The sequence below is a fragment of the Rhizobium sp. KDH_Rht_773_N genome, from assembly GCF_052946295.1.
The window spans coordinates 3,639,367-3,659,200 of record NZ_CM129525.1; the positions used below are offsets into that span (position 1 = coordinate 3,639,367).

At 64.9% G+C, this 19,834-nt stretch carries 23 protein-coding genes; 12 read left to right on the forward strand and 11 right to left on the reverse strand.

Annotated elements, in window-relative coordinates; translation table 11 throughout:
- Window positions 1-8: 8 nt before the first annotated feature.
- Window positions 9-275: a hypothetical protein gene (locus ACU8HS_RS17980; protein WP_112571425.1), complete on the reverse strand. Its 267-nt coding sequence runs from the start codon at window positions 273-275 to the stop codon at window positions 9-11.
- Window positions 272-511, reverse strand: a complete 240-nt coding sequence (locus ACU8HS_RS17985) for a hypothetical protein (RefSeq protein WP_112571557.1) — start codon at window positions 509-511, stop codon at window positions 272-274. Before ACU8HS_RS17985 ends, ACU8HS_RS17980 begins: the two co-directional genes overlap by 4 nt.
- A gap of 226 nt (window positions 512-737) precedes the next feature.
- Between ACU8HS_RS17985 and ACU8HS_RS17990 the strand changes: the two genes are divergently transcribed.
- The 3 genes from ACU8HS_RS17990 (at window position 738) to ACU8HS_RS18000 (ending at window position 1,811) form a co-directional block, all read left to right on the forward strand.
- Window positions 738-1,139, forward strand: a complete 402-nt coding sequence (locus ACU8HS_RS17990) for a GFA family protein (protein WP_112571427.1) — start codon at window positions 738-740, stop codon at window positions 1,137-1,139.
- A gap of 254 nt (window positions 1,140-1,393) precedes the next feature.
- Window positions 1,394-1,549, forward strand: a complete 156-nt coding sequence (locus tag ACU8HS_RS17995) for a hypothetical protein (RefSeq protein WP_377314010.1) — start codon at window positions 1,394-1,396, stop codon at window positions 1,547-1,549.
- An 85-nt stretch (window positions 1,550-1,634) separates the two neighbouring features.
- Window positions 1,635-1,811: a hypothetical protein gene (locus ACU8HS_RS18000; protein WP_162703055.1), complete on the forward strand. Its 177-nt coding sequence runs from the start codon at window positions 1,635-1,637 to the stop codon at window positions 1,809-1,811.
- A gap of 454 nt (window positions 1,812-2,265) precedes the next feature.
- Here the strand turns inward: ACU8HS_RS18000 and ACU8HS_RS18005 are convergent, their stop codons facing one another.
- The gene (locus tag ACU8HS_RS18005; protein WP_447014827.1) at window positions 2,266-3,054 is read right to left on the reverse strand and encodes a class I SAM-dependent methyltransferase; all 789 of its coding nucleotides are present in this window, start codon (window positions 3,052-3,054) and stop codon (window positions 2,266-2,268) included.
- A gap of 20 nt (window positions 3,055-3,074) precedes the next feature.
- Window positions 3,075-4,013 (reverse strand): LysR substrate-binding domain-containing protein, encoded by a 939-nt coding sequence (locus ACU8HS_RS18010; protein WP_447014828.1) that lies wholly within the window; start codon window positions 4,011-4,013, stop codon window positions 3,075-3,077.
- 196 nt (window positions 4,014-4,209) lie between these two features.
- Here ACU8HS_RS18010 and ACU8HS_RS18015 point away from each other — a divergent pair, with 196 nt between their 5' ends.
- The gene (locus ACU8HS_RS18015; RefSeq protein ID WP_447014829.1) at window positions 4,210-5,373 is read left to right on the forward strand and encodes a mandelate racemase/muconate lactonizing enzyme family protein; all 1,164 of its coding nucleotides are present in this window, start codon (window positions 4,210-4,212) and stop codon (window positions 5,371-5,373) included.
- Window positions 5,374-5,591: 218 nt separating this feature from the next.
- Entirely contained in the window at window positions 5,592-7,409 is a 1,818-nt protein-coding gene (locus ACU8HS_RS18020) for an acetolactate synthase 3 large subunit (protein ID WP_447014830.1), read from the forward strand.
- Window positions 7,410-7,450: 41 nt separating this feature from the next.
- On the opposite strand, the gene ACU8HS_RS18025 is transcribed toward ACU8HS_RS18020, so the two are convergent.
- Together ACU8HS_RS18025 and ACU8HS_RS18030 are read right to left on the reverse strand one after the other, a co-directional pair.
- Window positions 7,451-8,107, reverse strand: coding sequence for a glutathione S-transferase family protein (locus tag ACU8HS_RS18025; protein WP_447014831.1), 657 nt, complete (start codon window positions 8,105-8,107; stop codon window positions 7,451-7,453).
- Window positions 8,108-8,116: 9 nt separating this feature from the next.
- Complete coding sequence (locus ACU8HS_RS18030) at window positions 8,117-8,758, reverse strand: dihydrofolate reductase family protein (RefSeq protein WP_447014832.1); 642 nt, start codon at window positions 8,756-8,758, stop codon at window positions 8,117-8,119.
- A 102-nt stretch (window positions 8,759-8,860) separates the two neighbouring features.
- Between ACU8HS_RS18030 and ACU8HS_RS18035 the strand changes: the two genes are divergently transcribed.
- Window positions 8,861-9,382 (forward strand): winged helix-turn-helix transcriptional regulator, encoded by a 522-nt coding sequence (locus ACU8HS_RS18035; RefSeq protein ID WP_112759515.1) that lies wholly within the window; start codon window positions 8,861-8,863, stop codon window positions 9,380-9,382.
- Between the two features lies 1 nt (window position 9,383).
- On the opposite strand, the gene ACU8HS_RS18040 is transcribed toward ACU8HS_RS18035, so the two are convergent.
- Window positions 9,384-10,280, reverse strand: a complete 897-nt coding sequence (locus ACU8HS_RS18040) for an AraC family transcriptional regulator N-terminal domain-containing protein (protein WP_447014833.1) — start codon at window positions 10,278-10,280, stop codon at window positions 9,384-9,386.
- Window positions 10,281-10,449: 169 nt separating this feature from the next.
- On the opposite strand from ACU8HS_RS18040, the gene ACU8HS_RS18045 reads away from it, so the two are divergent.
- Window positions 10,450-11,403: an aldo/keto reductase gene (locus ACU8HS_RS18045; protein ID WP_447014834.1), complete on the forward strand. Its 954-nt coding sequence runs from the start codon at window positions 10,450-10,452 to the stop codon at window positions 11,401-11,403.
- 43 nt (window positions 11,404-11,446) lie between these two features.
- Here the strand turns inward: ACU8HS_RS18045 and ACU8HS_RS18050 are convergent, their stop codons facing one another.
- A complete protein-coding gene (locus ACU8HS_RS18050; RefSeq protein WP_447014835.1) occupies window positions 11,447-12,346 on the reverse strand; it encodes an SDR family oxidoreductase in 900 nt (299 codons plus the stop codon).
- Between the two features lie 97 nt (window positions 12,347-12,443).
- On the opposite strand from ACU8HS_RS18050, the gene ACU8HS_RS18055 reads away from it, so the two are divergent.
- Window positions 12,444-13,283 (forward strand): helix-turn-helix transcriptional regulator, encoded by an 840-nt coding sequence (locus tag ACU8HS_RS18055; protein WP_447014836.1) that lies wholly within the window; start codon window positions 12,444-12,446, stop codon window positions 13,281-13,283.
- 7 nt (window positions 13,284-13,290) lie between these two features.
- On the opposite strand, the gene ACU8HS_RS18060 is transcribed toward ACU8HS_RS18055, so the two are convergent.
- Complete coding sequence (locus ACU8HS_RS18060) at window positions 13,291-14,409, reverse strand: metallophosphoesterase (protein WP_113501044.1); 1,119 nt, start codon at window positions 14,407-14,409, stop codon at window positions 13,291-13,293.
- A 330-nt stretch (window positions 14,410-14,739) separates the two neighbouring features.
- On the opposite strand from ACU8HS_RS18060, the gene ACU8HS_RS18065 reads away from it, so the two are divergent.
- Entirely contained in the window at window positions 14,740-15,444 is a 705-nt protein-coding gene (locus ACU8HS_RS18065) for an SDR family oxidoreductase (protein ID WP_112759503.1), read from the forward strand.
- Window positions 15,445-15,484: 40 nt separating this feature from the next.
- On the opposite strand, the gene ACU8HS_RS18070 is transcribed toward ACU8HS_RS18065, so the two are convergent.
- The gene (locus tag ACU8HS_RS18070; protein ID WP_447014837.1) at window positions 15,485-16,480 is read right to left on the reverse strand and encodes an aldo/keto reductase; all 996 of its coding nucleotides are present in this window, start codon (window positions 16,478-16,480) and stop codon (window positions 15,485-15,487) included.
- A gap of 133 nt (window positions 16,481-16,613) precedes the next feature.
- Here ACU8HS_RS18070 and ACU8HS_RS18075 point away from each other — a divergent pair, with 133 nt between their 5' ends.
- The 3 genes from ACU8HS_RS18075 to ACU8HS_RS18085 all read left to right on the forward strand — a co-directional run bounded on the left by ACU8HS_RS18075 (window position 16,614) and on the right by ACU8HS_RS18085 (window position 18,797).
- Window positions 16,614-17,195 (forward strand): TetR/AcrR family transcriptional regulator, encoded by a 582-nt coding sequence (locus ACU8HS_RS18075; RefSeq protein ID WP_162703054.1) that lies wholly within the window; start codon window positions 16,614-16,616, stop codon window positions 17,193-17,195.
- Window positions 17,196-17,320: 125 nt separating this feature from the next.
- Window positions 17,321-17,536, forward strand: a complete 216-nt coding sequence (locus ACU8HS_RS18080; protein WP_112571455.1) for a hypothetical protein — start codon at window positions 17,321-17,323, stop codon at window positions 17,534-17,536.
- Window positions 17,537-17,738: 202 nt separating this feature from the next.
- Window positions 17,739-18,797, forward strand: a complete 1,059-nt coding sequence (locus ACU8HS_RS18085) for an NAD(P)-dependent alcohol dehydrogenase (protein ID WP_112571457.1) — start codon at window positions 17,739-17,741, stop codon at window positions 18,795-18,797.
- 55 nt (window positions 18,798-18,852) lie between these two features.
- Here ACU8HS_RS18085 and ACU8HS_RS18090 read toward each other — a convergent pair whose 3' ends face one another.
- The gene (locus tag ACU8HS_RS18090) at window positions 18,853-19,752 is read right to left on the reverse strand and encodes a LysR family transcriptional regulator (protein ID WP_112757855.1); all 900 of its coding nucleotides are present in this window, start codon (window positions 19,750-19,752) and stop codon (window positions 18,853-18,855) included.
- Between the last annotated feature and the right edge of the window lie 82 nt (window positions 19,753-19,834).

Sequence of the window (19,834 nt, forward strand, 5' to 3'; positions counted from 1 at the left end):
CGCCGCCGTCAATCGCGCGGCAGCCTGCCGAGCAGAAGCTGGTTTCCGTTGCGGTTGCCGCAGCCGCTGCATTTCAGGCGCGAGCCGATGCGCGCCAGCGACAGGTGCCTGCCGAAACGATAGGCGAGCGTGTGCCGGTCGATCGGCGTCTGGCGCTGGCAGGCCGGACAGCGGGCATGGATGACATACCATTGCGGCAGGGTGGTGAGCGTTTCCCTGTCGATCTCGACGGCGTCGCAGCCGTCGACGAGATCGATGCTGCGACGGTGTTTCATCGGCGGTCAGGGGCGGGACGGTCGAAGGACGGCCGCCAGCCGCGCACCATGCCCCGGCTGATCGCGCCCTCGGCCAGCGCAAGCTGGCAGCGCAGGTGCCGGCAGTCCTGCAGCAGCGTGGCGATGGCGGCCCTGGCATCCTCGTCGTGCCAGGAAAGTACCGCCTCGACCTCCCAGCTCAGGTCTTCGTTTGCAGTCAGGTCGGTCTCGGTCCTGGGGGCCAATTGCGGACGCATGTTCTCATTCTCCTTGCAGAGCATTTCAGTTCCAGATTGTCGGGATGGCGGCCGCAGCGCCACGAATGTTCTTATTATGTTCTCATTTTGGCGGGAGTCAAGGGCGCTCGTCCGGCTTGCCGCGGCAAGGGCGGAACGGGAGGGGATTTGCCGATCGTGGTTTGCAGGCGGCGGGCGAATGGGGCAGGATGGATTGCGGCGAAAGACGGGAAGAGGCGGTGCGCGGATGCTGATCGGCACATGTCATTGCGGCAGGGCGGGCTGGACGCTGGAGGGCGATCCGGGCTCGATCACCGCCTGCAACTGCACGCTCTGCCGGCGCTACGGGACGCTCTGGGCCTATGATTACGAAGGCGAGCGCATCTCCATGCGTGGGGAGACCGCTTCCTATACGCGCAGCGGCCGGGAGACCTCGTCGCTGGAAATCCTCTTTTGCCCGACCTGCGCCTGCGTCGTGAGCTGGCGGGGGCTGAGGCTCGACAGGAACGGGCGCCGGCGCATGGCGGTCAATGTGCGGCTGGCGCCGCCGGACGAGGTCTGCGACCTGCCGATCGACCATTTCGACGGGCTGGAGACGTTTGACGACCTGCCCTCCAGGGGGCGGTGCGTGCGCGACCTCTGGTTCTGACCGGAAAACCCGCAAGGCGGGCGCCTGCGCGGCAGCGGAAAGGCGGCGCCTTTCGCGGGGGCGGGCCTCAAGTATAATTCCTTTTACAGCCCGAAATTTCACCCGTTCGGGCTATTATATCATCTTTTATGCTGTGACGGCTGTAATAGTAAACCCGACATGTTTGCGATAAAGGTGGAATCCTGAAATTGAATTCAGGATGTATGTGAAAGGTTACTTTCGAGTTCCTTGCGTATCAAAGCCGAAGGGAAACCATGAGGATTTATTCCCTGTTCATCGCATTTCAGCTCAGCCTGCTGATGTGGGGCGGCGCCTATATCAGCGCCCGGGAAATCTATCAGAGCCTGCATGCCTCCCGGCCGTTCGACATTTCTTCGATTCCGCAGGAGGTTCGCAGCGACCCGCAATGACGCCCGACCGCAACAAGCCGGTTCAGGTGCGGCGACCTGGACCGAAACCGCTCCACCATCGTCAAAACCCGAAAACACCGCCACTGTGAGATCGCTGAATTCCCTCCTGCTCGTCTATCTTGGTCCGCCGCTGTTTACGGCCGCGATGCTGCTCGTCTTCGTCTCGTGGTTCAGCCACGGGCCGGCCGATCCGGGCGCGGATTTGACGAGCGGCGTGCGAAAGGGCGGCAGGCTCGGCGGCCACAGCGAAATGTTCCGGTGATCGGGATGTCTTGCCGCGCTTGCCGGCGGCAAAATTGAGAAGGGCCACCAAGTGGGGCCCGGCGACCCTTCTCCTGCTGGTAGGTGCAGCATCCAGCGAGGGCAAAATACAAGCAGTAGCTGTTTTCGATAGTGACCGCGGTCACAAGCCGGCAATATTTTCTAGCGGAAGCTGAACCTGGCCGGTGCTGCTATCGCGTGAGCGAGCCGTTTCGCAGTTTTGCGCGAGAGGGTTTTGTCTGGCGCATGTCGTTGTCGCAAAACCGCTGCACACTTTTGCGCGACATGCTTTTGTTCGCGCATGTCGTTGCCGCAAAACCGCTGCACACTTTTGCGCGACATGCTTTTGTTCGCGCATGTCGTTATCGCAAAACCGCTCCACACTTTTGCGCGACATGCTTTTGTTCGCGCATGTCGTTGTCGCAAAACCGTTTCACACTTTTGCGCGACATGCGTTACGGACGCTCGGCCATGACGAGCAGGAGGAATGCGGCAAGGTCGCGCCAGCGGGCGAAACGAGGGGTCTTGCCGGCTTCGGCGTCCGGCTGCGGTTCGCCGATCCGGCTGATGCGGAATCCGGCGGCGATTATGGCGTTCAGGTAATCGCTCAAGGTGCGCGGAAAACGGGGGACGGCGAAGGGCCTGATCTCTTCGTCGGCCGGCCGGCTGCCGAAACGCCATTCCTCGGTGAAGCTCGTGCGGTCGAAATAGCGCGAGACGCAAAGGGCGGTCGCAAGGCCGGCCTCGTTCTTCTGCCAGGCGAGGCCCGGCGTGATGAAGCAGGGGTGCAGCACGCTGAAAGCGAGGAAACCGCCGGGACGCACGAGGCGATAGGCTTCCCGCATGGCGGCGCCGAAATCCGGGCCGTCCATCAGCGCCATGGTGGAGACGACGGCATCGAAAGACGCGTCGGGAAAGCCGGTATCGGCGCTGTAGGAGGCGACCTTGTAGGCTATGCCGAGAAGATGGGCTTCTTCGGCGGCCCGCGCATGGCCGATCATGCGCTCGGAAAGGTCGATGCCGGTCATGCGCGCGCCCATTTGCGCGAAACGGCGGGTATTGGTTCCTTCGCCGCAGCCGAAATCGATTACGTCGAGCCCGGCAAGCGGGGGCAGGAAATCGACGAAAGCGGGAAAGGTGAAGATCTCGCGATAGGTATCGTAGCCCTGCCGCACGTCATGCGTCCATTGGTCGGCATTGCCGTTCCATCGCGCCGCCACGTCCTGCAACATTTCGTCGGTCATCCGTATTCCTCCGCTCCGATTCACGCAGCGGGAGGATAGGGCGCTTTGCCGCCGGCGCAATGACGGGTTCGAACCAGGCTCCAGAAGCTTTCGGCAATGGCGCTCATGCGCGCCCGCGGGCGGACGAGCACGATCCCGACCTCGACGGCCCAATCGGCCGATCCCGCTGCGGCCAGCCTTCCGGCCGGCCCCATCTCGTCGGCCGCCAGGCTTTCCGGTATCCAGGCGATGCCCTTTCCCTCCACGGCGAGCGCTTTCAGCGCCATTGCCAGATGCGAGGTGAAGGCGGTCGCAAGGTGCAGTTCGCCCCTGCGGGCGGAGAGGGCCGACGACAGGATGCGGCCCATGCCGGACGTTTCCTCGAAGGCGAGATGCGGGACGGGGCGGCCGGCGGCCTGCGAGAGCGTGTGGAGGGGCTGGCCGTGCCTGTCCCTGCCGCTGACGGGGATCAGGCGGTCGCTCGCAAGCGCCACCTGCTCGAATCCGTTCCTGTCGAGACGGATGCTGCTGTCGCGGTGGTCGTGGCAGAGCAGGAACTGGGCGCGGCCTTCCGTCATGATGCGCTCGCACTCGTTCATATTGTCCGAGAGCAGGCGGATCGGCATCGTCGATGCCTCATGGCCGAGCGCCTGAATCCAGCCGGGGAAGAAGATGAAGGAGAGCGCGTGGGTGGCGGCGAAGGTGACGGTCGAGCCTGCCGTTCGCATCTGCGCGAGATCGCGGCCGACGCGCTCCAGCCGCGCGGTGATATCGTTGGCCGCCTCCAGCATGGCCTCGCCCGCCGGCGTCAGCTTCAGCCTGTGCGTCGAGCGGTCGACGAGTTCCAAGCCGCACCAGTCTTCCAGCGACCTGATGCGGCGCCCGAAGGCCGGCTGGGTGATGTGGCGCTTTTGCGCGGCCCGGGAAAAATTCAGCGTTTCGGCGAGAGCCTTGATATCGGCAAGCCAGGCGGTATCCACGATGGTCTGTCCCGTTTCCGTCATGCTTGAAGAGCATTGATTGAACGGCATTACGGCCCGGATTTCAAGGCTGTTGGCGGCCATGAGCCGGAAATCGGCTGTGCCGATCCGGCACTGAAGAAACCCGGATCGGCATTGGACGGCAAGGGCGGGTTTCGCCTAGAATCCTGCCATGTGAATGCAGCGGGAGACAGCAATGCGCATCATCGATATCCGCGAAGTGACGAAGCCGATCGCTTCGCCGATCCGCAACGCCTATATCGACTTCAGCAAGATGACGGCGAGCCTGGTGGCCGTCGTCACCGATGTCGTCAGGGACGGGCGGCGCGTGGTCGGCTACGGTTTCAATTCCAACGGCCGTTACGGGCAGGGCGGGCTGATCCGCGAGCGTTTCAGGGACCGCATTCTGGAAGCGGCGCCGGAAAGCCTTGTCAACGATGCCGGCACCAATCTCGACCCGCACAGGATCTGGGCGGCGATGATGAAAAACGAAAAGCCCGGCGGGCACGGCGAACGCTCGGTCGCCGTCGGCACGATCGACATGGCGGTGTGGGACGCGGTTGCCAAGATCGAGGGCAAGCCGCTCTTCCGGCTGCTGGCCGAGATGAAGGGCAGGGAGGCGGACCCGAAGGTCTTCGTCTATGCGGCCGGCGGCTATTACTATCCCGGCAAGGACAATAGCGCGCTGCGCAAGGAGATGCGCAGCTATCTCGACCGCGGTTATACGGTCGTCAAGATGAAGATCGGCGGGGCCTCGATCGAGGAGGATCGCGGCCGCATCGAATCCGTGCTGGCGGAGATCGGCTCGGCGGCGCAGCTTGCCGTCGATGCGAACGGCCGCTTCGATCTGGAGACGGGCATTGCCTATGCCAAGATGCTGCGCGACTACCCGCTCTTCTGGTACGAGGAAATCGGCGATCCGCTGGATTACGCGCTGCAGTCGGCGATCTCGGAATTCTACGACGCGCCGATGGCAACCGGCGAGAACCTGTTCTCGCATCAGGATGCGCGCAACCTGCTGCGCTATGGCGGCATGCGCGCCGACCGCGACTACCTGCAATTCGACTGCGCGCTCTCCTACGGGCTTGTCGAATATCTGCGCACGCTCGATGTGCTGCGCCAGTTCGGCTGGTCGCCCGCCCGCTGCATTCCGCATGGCGGCCACCAGATGTCGCTCAACATCGCCGCCGGCCTCGGCCTTGGCGGCAACGAAAGCTATCCGGATCTCTTCCAGCCCTATGGCGGCTTTCCCGACGGTGTCGAGGTCATCGACGGGCACATCACCATGCCGGAACTGCCGGGCATCGGCTTCGAGGGCAAGTCCGACCTCATCAAGGTGATGCGGGAGCTGGCGGAGTGAGGAGGGGGAACGGAGGCGATTGACGGGGCGCAAATTTGCGGTTAGCTCTTGACCCCATGAAAATCGCAATGGTTCTCGTCGTGGTGATATCGCGCATGGGCAGGACGGTGTAACCGTCCGGCATCAGCCACCCATGCGCCGAACACAAGGTCCCTGACGGGGCCTTTTTTTGTGCCCCGTCGCAACCCGATCACCCCATCAACGACGGAACAATTGCCATGACCGGCGATAAGGCCAACTTTACCCGAAATTCTTCCAATCCTTCTTCTTCCACCGCTTTGATGAGCGGCGGCGAGATCGTTCTGCGGGCGCTCGGCGACAATGGCGTCGAGCATATTTTCGGCTATCCCGGCGCCGCCGTACTGCCGATCTATGACGAGATCTTCCAGCAGGATCAGATCAAGCATTTCCTGGTGCGCCACGAGCAGGGGGCGGGACACGCCGCCGAAGGTTATGCGCGCTCGACCGGCAAGGTCGGCGTCATGCTGGTGACGTCGGGGCCTGGCGTCACCAACGCGGTGACGGCGCTGCAGGATGCGCTGATGGATTCCATTCCGCTCGTCTGCCTGACGGGGCAGGTGCCGACCACGCTGATCGGCACGGATGCGTTTCAGGAATGCGATACGGTCGGCATCACGCGGGCCTGCACCAAGCATAATTTCCTCGTCAGCCATATCGACGATCTGGCAAGGACGATCCATCTCGCCTTCAGGATCGCGACGTCCGGCCGGCCGGGGCCGGTTCTGGTCGATATGCCGAAGGACGTGCTGTTTGCGAGCGGGCTCTATGTCGGGCCTGAGACGATCTGCCTGCCGGCGCGCTATCGGGCGGGGGCGGAGCGCAACCGCGAGGCGATCGCGGCCGCGGTTGCCCTGATGGCGCAGGCCAGGCGGCCGCTCCTCTATACCGGCGGCGGCATCATCAATTCCGGGCCGGAGGCCTCGCGCCTGCTGCGGGAACTGGCGGAGCTGACGGGCTTTCCCGTCACCTCCACGCTGATGGGGCTCGGCGCCTATCCGGCATCCGGGCCGAACTGGCTGAAGATGCCGGGCATGCACGGCTCCTGCGAGGCCAATATGGCGATGCACGATTGCGACCTGATGGTGGCGATCGGGGCGCGGTTCGACGACCGCGTGACCTCGCGCACCGACAGGTTCTCGCCGGGGTCGCGCAAGATCCATGTCGATATCGATCCGTCCTCGATCAACAAGAACGTGCCGGCCGATATCGGGATTGCGGGCGATGCGGCCGACGTGCTTGCCGGGATGATCGAGGCCTGGCGGGCGCTTGCAGAGCCGCCGCGGCGGGAGCGGCTGGAGGCGTGGTGGGCGCAGATCGAGGGCTGGCGGGCGCGGCAATCCTTTGCCTACGAAATGCGCCGTGACGAAATCATGCCGCAATATGCGCTGGAGCGGCTGCATGCGCTGACGACGGGCCATGACCCGATCGTCGCCACCGATGTCGGCCAGCACCAGATGTGGGCGGCGCAGCTCTTCGGCATCGAGGGGCCGAACCGGTGGCTGACCTCGGGCGGGCTCGGCACGATGGGATACGGGCTGCCGGCGGCGATCGGGGCGCAGATCGCCCATCCGGGGCGGCTCGTCCTCGGCATTGTCGGCGACGGCTCGGTGCAGATGACGCTGAAGGAGCTTTCGGCGGCGATGCAGCATCAGGCGCCGGTGAAGATCTTCATTCTCAACAATGCCCAGCTCGGCATGATCCGGCAATGGCAGCAGATCCTGCACGGCAACCGGCGCGACCGGTCCTATAGCGCCTCGCTGCCTGATTTCGTCAAGCTGGCGGAAGCCTATGGCGCGGTGGGCCTGCGCTGCGAGCGGCCGGACGAGCTGGATGACAAGATCCGGGAGATGATCGCCATCGACCGGCCCGTCCTCTTCGACTGCCGGGTGGCGGCGCTCGAAAACGTCTATCCGATGGTGCGCAGCGGCCGGCCGCACAATGACATGCTGTTTGGCGAGGATGTGCGCACGGCGGAAGCGGAAGGCGAATTCGGCTTCGGCCAGGGGCTGGTCTGATTGTCTCGGCGGACCGGCCGGTGGCGTCCTGCGCCGGCCGGTCAATCCCGGCCGATGGGGGCGCCGAGCGGGTAGAGATGGCGGTAGGGGCGGGCCTCGTCGAGGGCGCGGGCATAACTCGGGCGCTGCAGCAGGCGGGCGCGATAGGCGCGGGCATGTTCGAAATGTTGCGCCATCGGATGCGCCCAGTCGGCATAGAGCAGGGCGGGGGCTGCCGAGCAGTCGGCAAGGCTGAAGCTCTCGCCCGCCGCCCAGCGGCGGCCCTTCATATGCCTGTCGAGAATGGCATAGGCGGTTTCCAGCGCCTGGCGCCAGCGGACATAACCGTCATCCGGCTCCATTTCCCGGCCGAGCGCGGCGTTGACCATGCGCTGCTGCGGATATTGGGTATAGTTGTCGAAGAACCGGTCCCACATGCGCACCCTGATGGCGGTTGCCGCATCGTGCGGGATGAGCGGCTGCTCGCCGGGATACAGCATATCGATATATTCGATGATGCTGGTGGCTTCGAAGATGAAGTCGCCGCCATGTTCGAGGACCGGGAACCGCCGGATCGGCCATTTTGCCGCAAATTCCGAGGCGACCGGCTCGCTGCCGTCGAGAAGCTTTACCTCGAAGGGCAGGTTCTTCTCGTAAAAGGCGGTCTTCGCCTTCTGGGAATAGGAGGAGAGCGGGTGCAGGTAAAGGACGAAGGGCATTCCTGATCCTCATCTGGCGAGCACGACATGCATGGCCTGCTGCGTCGTCTCGCGGGATTTGACGGAAAAACCGAGCGCCGGCAGGTCTATGCCTTCGAACATGGCTTCGCCCCGGCCGAGGACAACCGGGGAGATGGCGAAATGCATCTCGTCGATCAGGCCGGCCTTGAGATATTGGCGCACGGTGCTGACGCCGCCGCCGATCTTCACATCCTTGTCGCCGGCGGCACGCTTGGCCTTTTCCAGCGCTTCCTCGATGCCGCCGGTGACGAAATGGAAGGTCGTGCCGCCTTCCATGACGATGGGCGCGCGGGCGTAATGGGTGAGGATGAAGGTCGGCGCGTGATAGGGCGGGTTCGGCCCCCACCAGCCCTTCCATTCCTCATCGGGCCATTCGCCCCTGATCGGGCCGAACATGTTGCGGCCGAGGATGAAGGCGCCGAAGCCCGCCATGCCGGCCGCCCCATATCTGTCATCGGTATCGGTCGTGCCGTCGTCCTTGCCGATCATGGCGCGGAAGGTGCGGGTGGGGAAGAACCATTGATGCACCGCCATGCCGCCCCTGCCGAGCGGATTTTCAAGGCTCTGGTCGGGGCCGGCGCCGAAGCCATCAATGGAAAGGGAAAATGCAGCCACGCGTACACGGGTCATGTCAGCCTCCATCTGATTGCATTTTGAAATTGGTTGAAGCCTCTCACAGCCGATCCTATAATGCAACTGGTTTTTCTGGCGGTTCTTCCTGCGGGGGCGGATATGGATATCGAAATACGGTCGGGCTGCCCGATCAACCTGACGATGGAGGTGCTGGGCGACCGGTGGAGCCTCGTCATCATCAGGGATATCATGTTCGGCAACCGCCGGCACTTTCGCGAGCTTCTGACGCAATCGGAGGAGGGGATCGCCTCCAATATTCTGGCCGCACGGCTGAAACGGCTGATGGGTTACGGGCTCATCACCAGGCTCGACGATCCCTCCCATAGCCAGAAGGCGATCTACAGCCTGACGGAAGCCTCCATCCAGCTCGTGCCGATGTTTGCGATGATCGGCGCCTGGGGCCGGCGGCACCTGCCTGTGAGCGAGGATCTGAGCATCCGCGCCGAACTCCTGGAAGAGGGCGGGCAGGCGCTGTGGGACGAGTTCATGGAGGACCTGCGCCGCATCCATCTCGACGATCCGATCGGCGGGGCCAATGGCACGGTGAAATCGCCGGTTCTGGCGCGGCTGACGGCGGCGTATCTGGCGGTGCGGGCGAGGATGGGTGCGGCGGCGGGGTAATTCAGGCCACCACGGCCAAGCCCGGTGAAGCGCGCAGGCGGGCTATGTCGCGGGCCGGCGGTTCTCCAAAGTGGCGGCGATATTCGCGGCTGAACTGCGAAGGGCTTTCGTAACCCACGAGGAAGGCCGCAGTCGCGGTGTCGATATCCTGGGCCAGCATCAGGCTGCGCGCATCCTGCAGACGGAGCTGCTTCTGGAATTGCAGCGGCGTCATCGCCGTTACGGCGCGAAAATGCTCGTGCAGGCTCGACGGGCTCATCCCTGCTTGCGCGGCAAGCTGCTCAATGCTGAACCGTTCCCGGAAATTCTGCCCGATCCAGGCGATGGCGCGGCCGACCTGGGCCATGCGACCTTGGCTGGAGGTGATGTGGCGCATCCTGGCGCCGTCCGGGCCGGCAAGCAGGTGATAAAGAATCTCCTGCTCGGCAAGCGGCCCGAGCACCGGCAGCGCTGCCGGATCGTCGAGCAGGCGCAGCAGGCGTAGCGCCGCGTCGAGCAGACGGGCGCCGGCGTCGGACACCGTCTTGCCGAGCGGCTGGCGGGGCGCTTCCGGCGGCGGCACGCGCAACGCCAACTGCCCCAGCATGAGCGGATCGAAATCAAGGAACAGGCAGAGATAGGGCTTGTCAGGCGTCGCCTCGACAACCTGGCCGGTCGCCGGCAAGTCGTAGGTCACGATGCCGTAGCGGCCCGGCGCATATCTGAACGTGCGATCGCCCAGCGTGACCTCCTTCTGCCCCTGCGCGACGAGGCACATTTGCGGCCGGTAAACATTCGGCATCGGCATCGTCACCGTGGAGGATCGAGCAAGCGTCACCCGCTCGATGGGGGTGGCGTGGAAGCCATCCTTCGAGACGTGCCGGGCAATCACGGCAGCAATTTCGGTCAGTGTCTCCATGCGGCGACCATCGCACATGGGTGGACGGGCGGCAATGCGAAAGGCTGGATCTGGAGGATCGGGCATTAATTCCGGCGCATCAGGCTAACGGCTCGGCCTGGCTGCGCATCATGATGTCGGCACCGCCGGGTCACAGCACACCCGGCGGCAGAACAAGCAAGGAGCGATTATGACAATGGATAGTCTGAAGATCCCCCCGGTCGCACTGGGGACCTGGGCCTGGGGCGACAGCGGCAGGACCGGCGACGGCTATTTCGGCAGTCCCATGACACGGGCCGACCTGGAAGAGGTTGCCGACAAGGCGCATGCGGCCGGCTTCACCCTGTGGGACACCGCCATGGTGTACGGCATGGGCCGCTCGGAAACCGTGCTCGGGGAGGTGCTGAAGCGCTACGCCCGCAGCGACTACCAGCTCTCGACGAAGTTCACCCCGCAGGCTGCCGGAGCCGGCGACGATCCGGTGGCGGACATGCTGGAGCAGAGCCTGGCACGCCTCGGCACCGACTACATCGACCTCTACTGGATTCACAATCCGGCAGATGTGGCGCGGTGGACTCCTTGCCTGATCCCGTTGCTCAAGAGCGGGAAGGTCTTGCATGTCGGCGTCTCGAATCACAACCTGCGCGAAATCGAGCTGGCCGACCGGATTCTCGGAGAAGCCGGATTCCGGGTCGAGGCCGTGCAGAACCACTACAGTCTCGTCTATCGCGGCTCAGAGGATGCGGGCATCCTGGACTATTGCCGCAAACAGGGCATCCCTTTCTTCGCCTATATGGTGCTCGAACAGGGCACCCTGAGCGGCAGATACAATCCGGAGAATGGGCTGCCGGAAGGCAGCAACCGGGCGAAGGCCTACAATGGCATGCTGCCCCGGCTGAAGGCGCTGACGGACAGGCTCGCCTCGATCGGCAGCAAGCACGGCGCGGCAGCTCCCGATGTCGCGACGGCCTGGGCCGTCGCCAAGGGCGCGACGCCGATCATCGGCATCACCAGGCCCGGCTACATCGATGGTCTGGTCCGGGCCGGCACCATGACGCTTGCCGGCAGCGATATTGCGGAACTGGAAGCCCTCGCTGACGCTGCCGGCGTGAACACCCGTGGCTGGTGGGAGCGGGAAATGTAAGCCTGAAGAGGGCGACGCTGCCGGAGCTTTGGCCGGCAGCGGCTCAGGCGGCAAGCGCGCTGTAGTCCATCGCGTCGAGATCGGCGATCAGGCCGGGGCCGACGGGGTTCCAGCCGAGGATGCGGCGGGTCTTTTGGCTGGAGGCGGGGAAGTCGAGGCCGGCGAATATCGACATCCAGCCGAAATGTTCGGCGGCCTTTTCCGGCGCGACCGAGACGACGGGCAGGTTCAGGCCGCGGGCGAGGGCTTCGGCGATCTCGCGGGTGGCAATGCCTTCTTCGGCGACGGCATTGTAGCGGGCGCCGGGTTCGGCCCGCTCGATGGCAAGCCGGTAGAGCAGGGCGACATCCAGCAGGTGGCCGGCGGGGAAGCGGTTGCGGCCTTCGCCGACATAGGCGCATACGCCCTTTGCCCTTGCGATCTCGATCAGCGGCGAGACGAGGCCCTGCTTGAAGGTGTTGTGGACCTGGGGCAGGCGCATGACGGAGACGTTGATGCCGGCGTCGAGCAGCGCGTTGCCGGCAAGTTCCGAGGCGATGCGCGGGTTGGGATGTTCGAGATTGAAGACGTCTTCGCTTGCCAGTTCGCCGAAATGCGCATTGCCCATGCCCGTGCCGGAAGTGATGAGCAGCGGGCGGCTGGAGCCCTTCAGGGCCTCGCCCATGGCGGCGATGACGCGGCTGTCCTTCTGGCAATTTTCCACGAAGCGGGAGAAATCATGGTCGAAGGCGGTGTGGATGACGGCATCGGCCTTTTCGACGCCGGCCCGCACGCTGTCGGGCTCTTCCAGCACGCCGCGGTGAACCTCGACGCCGGCTGCTTCGAGCGCCCTGGCGCCGGCATCCGAGCGGGTCATGCCGATGACGTGATGGCCGGCCTTCAGGAGTTCGGGCACGATGGCCGAGCCGATGAAGCCGGTGGCGCCGGTGAGGAATATGCGCATTGGGTTTCTCCTTGTTGCTGATGACCCTGTTATTGCGCTATGCTTTATGCTGTTAAAGTAGTGACGTTATCCTATTATAATAGCTAACAGGCACGGCATGACGACCGACAGCAGCAATGCCCTTGGCACCTTCCTTCGCGACCGCCGCTCGCGCCTCGATCCGGCCGTGTTCGGCTTTTCCGGGCGGCGGCGCACGCCGGGGCTGCGGCGGGAAGAGGTGGCGCAGCGCGCCAATATCAGCCCGACCTGGTACACCTGGCTGGAGCAGGGGCGCGGCGGGGCGCCCTCGGCCGATGTGCTGAACCGGATCGCGAACGGGCTGATGCTGACCGAGCCGGAGCGCGAACATCTCTTCATCCTCGGCCTCGGCCGGCCGCCGGAGGTGCGCTACCGCGCCGTCGAGGGCATCAGTCCGCGCCTGCAGCGGCTTCTCGACACGCTGGAGGCAAGCCCGGCGCTGGTGCGCACGGCCGCCTGGGACATCGTGGCCTGGAACCGGGCGGCGACCGTCGTCATGACCGATTACGGCAAGCTCGCGCCTGACGACCGCAACGTCCTGCGGCTGCTCTTCTTCAATCCCGATGTGCGCAACATCCAGCACGACTGGGAGGCGATGGCGCGTTTCGTCGTCGGCGCCTTCCGGGCGGATGCGGCGCGGGCCGGCGCCACGTCGGAAGTGGCTGAACTGGTGGACGAGCTTTGCCGCTCCAGCGCCGAGTTCAAGCGGATCTGGGAGGAAAACGAGGTGATCGCCCATGGCGAGGGAACCAAGCGGCTGCGGCATCCCGATCTCGGCGATATCGAGCTGGAATATTCCGGCTTTGCCATCGACGGCAGGCCGGACCTCAACATGGTCGTCTACAATCCCGTCGATCCCGCCGTGGCCGAGCGCATCCGCCGGCTGGTGGCGCAGAGGAGCGGAAGCCCGCCGGCCTGATACGCCGTCAGGAGCGCCTGCGCAGGGTAAACACCGTCAGTTCCGAGGGCCTGCCCAGCCTCAGCGCAAAGCCCGGCCAGAGCGCGGTGCCGTTGTTGACATAGAGCTGCATGGCGCCGACCTGGTAATGGCCGGAGACGAAGCCGCCATTGGCGCGCGCCACCAGACGATCGAGGCCGAGCACCATGCCGCCGTGGGTGTGGCCCGAGAGCTGCAGGGCGACGCCCGCCTTGGCGGTTTCGGCCGCCATGCGCGGCTGGTGGTCGAGAAGGATGACCGGGGCTCTGGCGGGGGCGTCCTTCAGGGCCGCGGCAAGATCGGGATCGGGCATCGGCCTGCCGAAGGCCGAAAGATCGGTCACGCCGGCAATGACGATGCGGCCGGCCTCGCGCTCGATGACGGCGTGCGCGTTCATCAGCATGCGGATGCCGAGACTGGCGTCGTGCCGCATCCAGTCGTCGTAGCCGAAATAATATTCGTGATTGCCGGGGATGGCGAAGACGCCGTCGGGAGCCTGGAGCTTTGCCAGCGGGGCGACATCGGCGCGGCGCCTGTCGAGCCGGCCGTCGATGAAATCGCCGGTGACGACGATCAGGTCGGTTTTCAGGCCGTTGGCCTTCTGCACGAGGGTTTCGGCCCAGGAGGCCGGGAAGAGCCGGCTCAGATGCAGGTCGGTCAATTGCAGCAGGCGGTAGCCGTCGAAGGCTTCGGGAAGGTCGCGGATCGCGATCTCGACATTCTTGACGGGCGGAATGCGGATGGCGCCGGCGACGCCGAAGGCGGCAAGGCCGAGGGCCGCAAGCCCGATGGCATAGCGGATCTCGGCCGGCACGGCCAGAAACTGCCCCTGCACGAGGGCCAGCACAGCCAAGACGGCATCGAGCGCGATCTGGAAGACGGCGAGCAGCAGCGTCGCGCCGAAGAGGAAATTCAGCACGATGATGAGCGGGCGCGGATATTCGGGCGCGAAGACGGAACCCGAGGAGATGCGGTTGAGCAGCACCTGCTGGGAGGCGAGGAGAAGCAGGCCGGCAAGCAGCGCCTTGGCAGGCCAGATCCAGGGCAGGGGCAGGATGAACCTGACGAGCACGACCAGCCAGGGGAACCCGAGTATGAGATGAAACATCAATAGGCCTGTGATTATCGCCGGTCAGGGGCGGGAGCGGAGAAAGCGAATCCGGTTTTCGAAATGTGGTGTTTCCCGCCGCCGGCGCAAGGCGGCTTTCGGGCAAAACTTCGCGCGGCCGCCGCACGGGCCTGTCCTTCTTCGTCGGGACGCTTCAATCCGGCCGGGAAAGGCTCTAGAGTATTTCCGGCGAAAACGGAGTCGCCTTCAATGCTCCAGCTTATTGTTTTCCCCGCAATTCCGGACGCAAAACCGGTTCCCACTTTTGCTGGAATTGCTCTAGTCTCGCCGCAGAGTCGATCGACAACATGAAAACAGGAGGGCACCGGCATGTCGGTGGAAAAAGTGGCTGTGATCACGGCGGGCGGCAGCGGCATGGGGGCCGAGAGCGCAAGACGCCTTGCGGCCGATGGCTACAAGGTCGCGATCCTGTCTTCCTCCGGCAAGGGCGAGGCGCTTGCCGGGGAACTCGGCGGCGTCGGCGTGACCGGCTCCAACCAGTCGAACGAGGACCTGAAGCGGCTGGTCGATGCGGCCATCGGCGCCTGGGGGCGCATCGACGTTCTCGTCAACAGCGCCGGCCACGGGCCGCGCGCGCCGCTCAACGAGATTACCGACGAGCAATGGCACAAGGGCATGGACGTCTACCTGATGAACGTCATCCGCGCGGTGCGGCTGGTGACGCCGATCATGCAGGCGCAGAAGAAGGGCGCGATCGTCAATATCTCGACGGCCTGGGCGTTCGAGCCATCGGCAATGTTCCCGACCTCGGCCGTCTTCCGCGCCGGGCTCGCCGCCTATACGAAGCTCTTTGCCGACACCTATGCGGCCGAGAACATCCGCATGAACAACGTGCTGCCGGGCTGGATCGACAGCCTGCCGGCAACCGAGGAGCGGCGCGACAGCGTGCCGATGCAGCGCTACGGCACGAGTGCGGAAGTGGCCGCGACGATCGCGTTTCTGGTGTCGGACGGGGCGGGCTACATTACCGGCCAGAGCCTGAAGGTGGATGGCGGGCTGATGCGGTCCGTTTGAGGCGGCGTGAAAACCCCTCCCACCTGTGGGGAAGGGTTTCTTACCGCCCGGCGTCACCCCTGCGATAATCCATCGTCAGCTCGTCGAGCTTCGCCTTCACCTCCGGATCGAGCCCGTAACCGGCAGCGGCCAGCGTGTCGGCCAGCTGTTCCGTGCGGCTGGCGCCGAGGATGACCGAGGTGATGGCGGGGTTGGCGAGGATCCAGGCGACGGCGAGTTTGGGCAGGGGCTCGCCGATCTCTTCGGCGATGGCGCCGAGGCGGGTGATCGTGTCGAATTCGCGCTCGTGCCAGTAGCGCGCCTTGTACATGGCGCCGAAGGAGCCGACTTCGGCGGAGAAACGGCCCTTGTCGGGGGATTGCGACTGGCGGTACTTGCCGGTCAGCAGGCCGCCGGCCAGCGGATTGAAGGGGATGACGGCGAGGTTTTCCTCCTGCGCGAGCGGCAGCAGGTCACGCTCGATTTCGCGGAAGAGCAGGTTGTAGCGCGGCTGGGCCGAGGCATAGCGGGCAAGCCGCAGCGTATCCTGCCGGCCGATGGCGCGGGCGAGCCGGTAAGCCAGGAAATTCGACACGCCGATGTAGCGCGCCTTGCCGGAACGCACGATCGCATCCAGCGCCTCGGCGGTCTCCTCGAGCGGGGTTTCGGTGTCGTCCGTGTGGACCTGGTAGAGATCGACATAATCGGTATCGAGGCGCTTCAGCGAGGCGTCGATCGCATCCATCAGGTGCTTGCGGGAGGTGCCGCGGTCCCATTGCAGCGGCCCCATCGGGAAGCCGGCCTTGGTGCCGACGATGAAATTGCCGCGCTTGCCCTTCAGCCAGCGGCCGGTGAATTCTTCCGCGCGGCCGACCTCCGTCAGATCGGCGCCGCCGGGATAGATATCGGCCGTATCGATGATGTTGACGCCGGCATCCGCGACCCGGTCGAGCATGCGGAAGGATTCCGCCTCGTCGGTCTGTTTGCCGAACGTGCCGGTGCCGATGATGAGGCGGGACACCGTCAGGCCGGTGCGGCCGAACTTCTTGTACTGCATGGGAACTCCTGGGGGCAAACCGCGTCAAGGGCGGCGGCGTTGAAATATAACGATCGCTATAATTGACGGTTTGCGGAGCCTGTCAAGTCTGTTATATAGCGGTCGCTATAGAAAATGTGCGATGGGGCAGGGCATGGCGCGACCTCGGGTTCTCGATATCGACAGGGCGATGGAGACGGCGACGAACTTCTTCTGGAAGAACGGCTACGAGCGCACCTCCGTCTCCGATCTCACGCAGGCGATGGGCATCACGCCGCCGAGCTTCTACTTCGCCTTCGGCAGCAAGGACGGGCTGTTTCTGAAGGTCTTCGAAGACTATCTGCGCACCCGCATGGGCCATGTCGAGGAGGCGCTGAAGGAGCCGACGGCGCGGGGCGTGGCCGAGCTGATGCTGACGCGCATGGCCGATCTCTATACGGGCGAGGGCCATCCGCCGGGCTGCCTTGCGGTCAATTGTTCGCTTGCCGGCGGCAGCGATCCGGGGCCGCTGCGCGAGGAGATGATGAAATATCGCGGCGGCCGGCGGGCAAGGCTGCGCGACCGGCTGCAGGCGGCGCGCAACGAGGGGGATCTGCCTGATGATGCCGATGTGGACGAGCTTGCGGGCTTCGTCATGAGCGTCGGCTGGGGCATGGCGCTCGACGCGCAGGGCGGGGCGAGCCGCGAGCAGCTTTACCGGACGGTGGCGCGGGCGATGAAGGCCTGGCCGGGATAGGCCGCATGGCTGGGCCATCTGCCTTCGGCCTTCGCGGCGGGGCCGCTTGAACTCTTCGGGTCCCGGCCTATTGTCTGGCAATGTGCGTTCCCATGCCCGCGCGACGATCAGGAAGGCCAGACGCCATGCGCAAGTTCACCGTGACCATCACGCGGGAGATCGAGGCCGATACGGCCGAGGAAGCCGCGCTTCTGCTCTATCAGGAACTCGCCAGGGAGGCGGCGCCGCTTCGCTATCTGGTGGCGGACGAGACGAAGCGGACGCGGACGGTGACGCTCGATCGGGACAAGGCGGACGAGTTTGCCGCCGTCGATCATACGGCCGATCCGGGGAACTGGTAGGCGCGGGGCCGGCGGCGGATATCCGGCGATGATCGGCGCGATATTGCGGGGCGCGGCGGCCAGGGCGGCGCCGCCGATTGCTGAATCCCGCTCACAAGCCTTTCCCGTATTGCGCCGCTAATCCGGATAATCGGCCCGCGCTATATCCCGTCAGGCGTCTGGAGGCGCCTCTGTTTCCAACAGATTTGCAAGGGACAAGCCATTGAGAACATCAGGATTTGCCGCAACGGATGCGAACACGCCGTTGCAACCTTTCTCCTTCGATCGCCGCGCGTTGCGTCCGGAAGACGTGGCGATCGATATTCTCTATTGCGGGGTCTGCCACACGGACCTGCACATGGCCCGCAACGACTGGGGCTTTTCGGCCTATCCCGTCGTGCCGGGTCACGAGATCGTCGGGCGGGTGTCGGCCGTCGGCAGCGCCGTGTCGCGCTTCAGGGCGGGCGACAAGGTTGCCGTCGGCACGATCGTCGACAGCTGCATGGAATGCCCCAACTGCCGGCGCAACGAAGAGCAGATGTGCTACAAGGGCGTGACCGTCACCTATAACGGGCAGGACCGCATTACCGGCGAGACCACCTATGGCGGTTATTCCGACCATATCGTCGTGCGCGAGGAATTCGTGCTCAGCGTGCCTGACGGCCTGGATCTTGCGCGGGTCGGGCCGCTGCTCTGTGCCGGGATCACCACCTATTCGCCGCTGCGCACCTGGAATGTCGGCCCCGGCAGCCGGGTGGGCGTGATCGGGCTTGGCGGGCTCGGGCATCTGGCCGTGAAATTCGCCGCCGCGCTCGGGGCCGAGGTGACGGTGCTGACGCGCTCGCCGGGCAAGATCGGCACGGCGCGCGAACTCGGCGCCGACAAGGTGCTGCTGTCGACCGACGCGGCGCAGATGGAGGCGGCCGCCTTCGCCTTCGACCTGATTATCGATACCGTGCCCTACGAGCACGATCTCGGCCCCTATCTCAATACGCTCGATTCCGACGGCACGCTGGTCATTGCCGGCTCTCTGGTCGATACGCCGAAATTCTCCAACCTGCCGCTGATCATGGGGCGGCGGCGCATTGCCGGCACGCCGAGCGGCGGCATCCGGCAGACGCAGGAGATGCTGGATTTCTGCGGCCGCAAGAACATCCTGCCGGAATGCGAGACGATCGCCATGGGCGATATCGCCAAGGCATTCGAGCGGCTGGAGCGCGGCGACGTGCGCTACCGGTTCGTTATCGACATGGCGACGATGCCGGCCGCGCAGGCTGCCTGACGTTCCTGTTTTCGCATGTCGCACAAAACCGCAGCACGCTTTTGTGCGACATGCGCTAGCGCCTGGGGATGGCGCGCAGCGCCTCGATGAAGACCGAAAGGGCCGGCGGCATCTGTCGCCGGCTCGGATAGTAGAGGGAATAGCCGGCGAAGGGCGTGCAGTAATCCTCCAGCACGCGGACCAGCCGGCCGCTCCTGATATGTTCGGCGGCGAATTCCTCGAAGACATAGACGAGGCCCGAGCCCGACAGCGCCGCCTCGACCATCATGTCGGAATCGTTGACCATGAAACTGCCCGATACTTTCACCTCGATATCGCGGCCGTTCTCCTCGAATTCCCAGGCATAGGGGCCGCCCATCGAGGCCATGTAATAGGTCACGCAATCGTGGCCGGCGAGATCGGCCGGGGTGAGCGGCACCGGATAGCGGGCGAAATAATCCGGCGAGCCGACGACGGCGGCGCGGATATCCGGGCCGATGCGCAGGCCGACCATATCCTTGTCGATACGCTCGCCGAAACGGATGCCGGCATCGAAGCGCGAGGCGACGATATCCTCGAACCGGTCGCCGACGATGAGTTCCACGCGGATATCCGGATAGGTGCGGTGAAACTGCGGCAGGATGGGCATGACAAGCGATGTCGCGGCATGTTTGCCGGCGGTGATGCGCACGGTGCCGGAGGGCTTTTCCCTGAGATTGCCAAGCTCCTGCAGGCCGCGGTTGATCTCGGCAAAGGCGGGCTGGAGGGTGAGGAGCAGGCGCTCGCCGGCCTCTGTGGTCGCCACGCTGCGGGTGGTGCGGGCAAGAAGCCGCATGCCGAGCCGCTCCTCCAGTTGGCGCATCATGTGGCTGAGACCCGAGGAGGAAATGCCGAGCCGGGCGGCGGCGCGGGTGAAGCTGCGCTCCTCGGCGACGATGACGAAGGCGGCGAGATCATCGAAATCGTGGCGTTTCATTGCTGGCCTGGATTCAGAAGCGGAGCGGGATTGCTGGGGCTTGCTCATCTATCTAGGGCGGCGGCGAGGGGGTGCGCAAGGC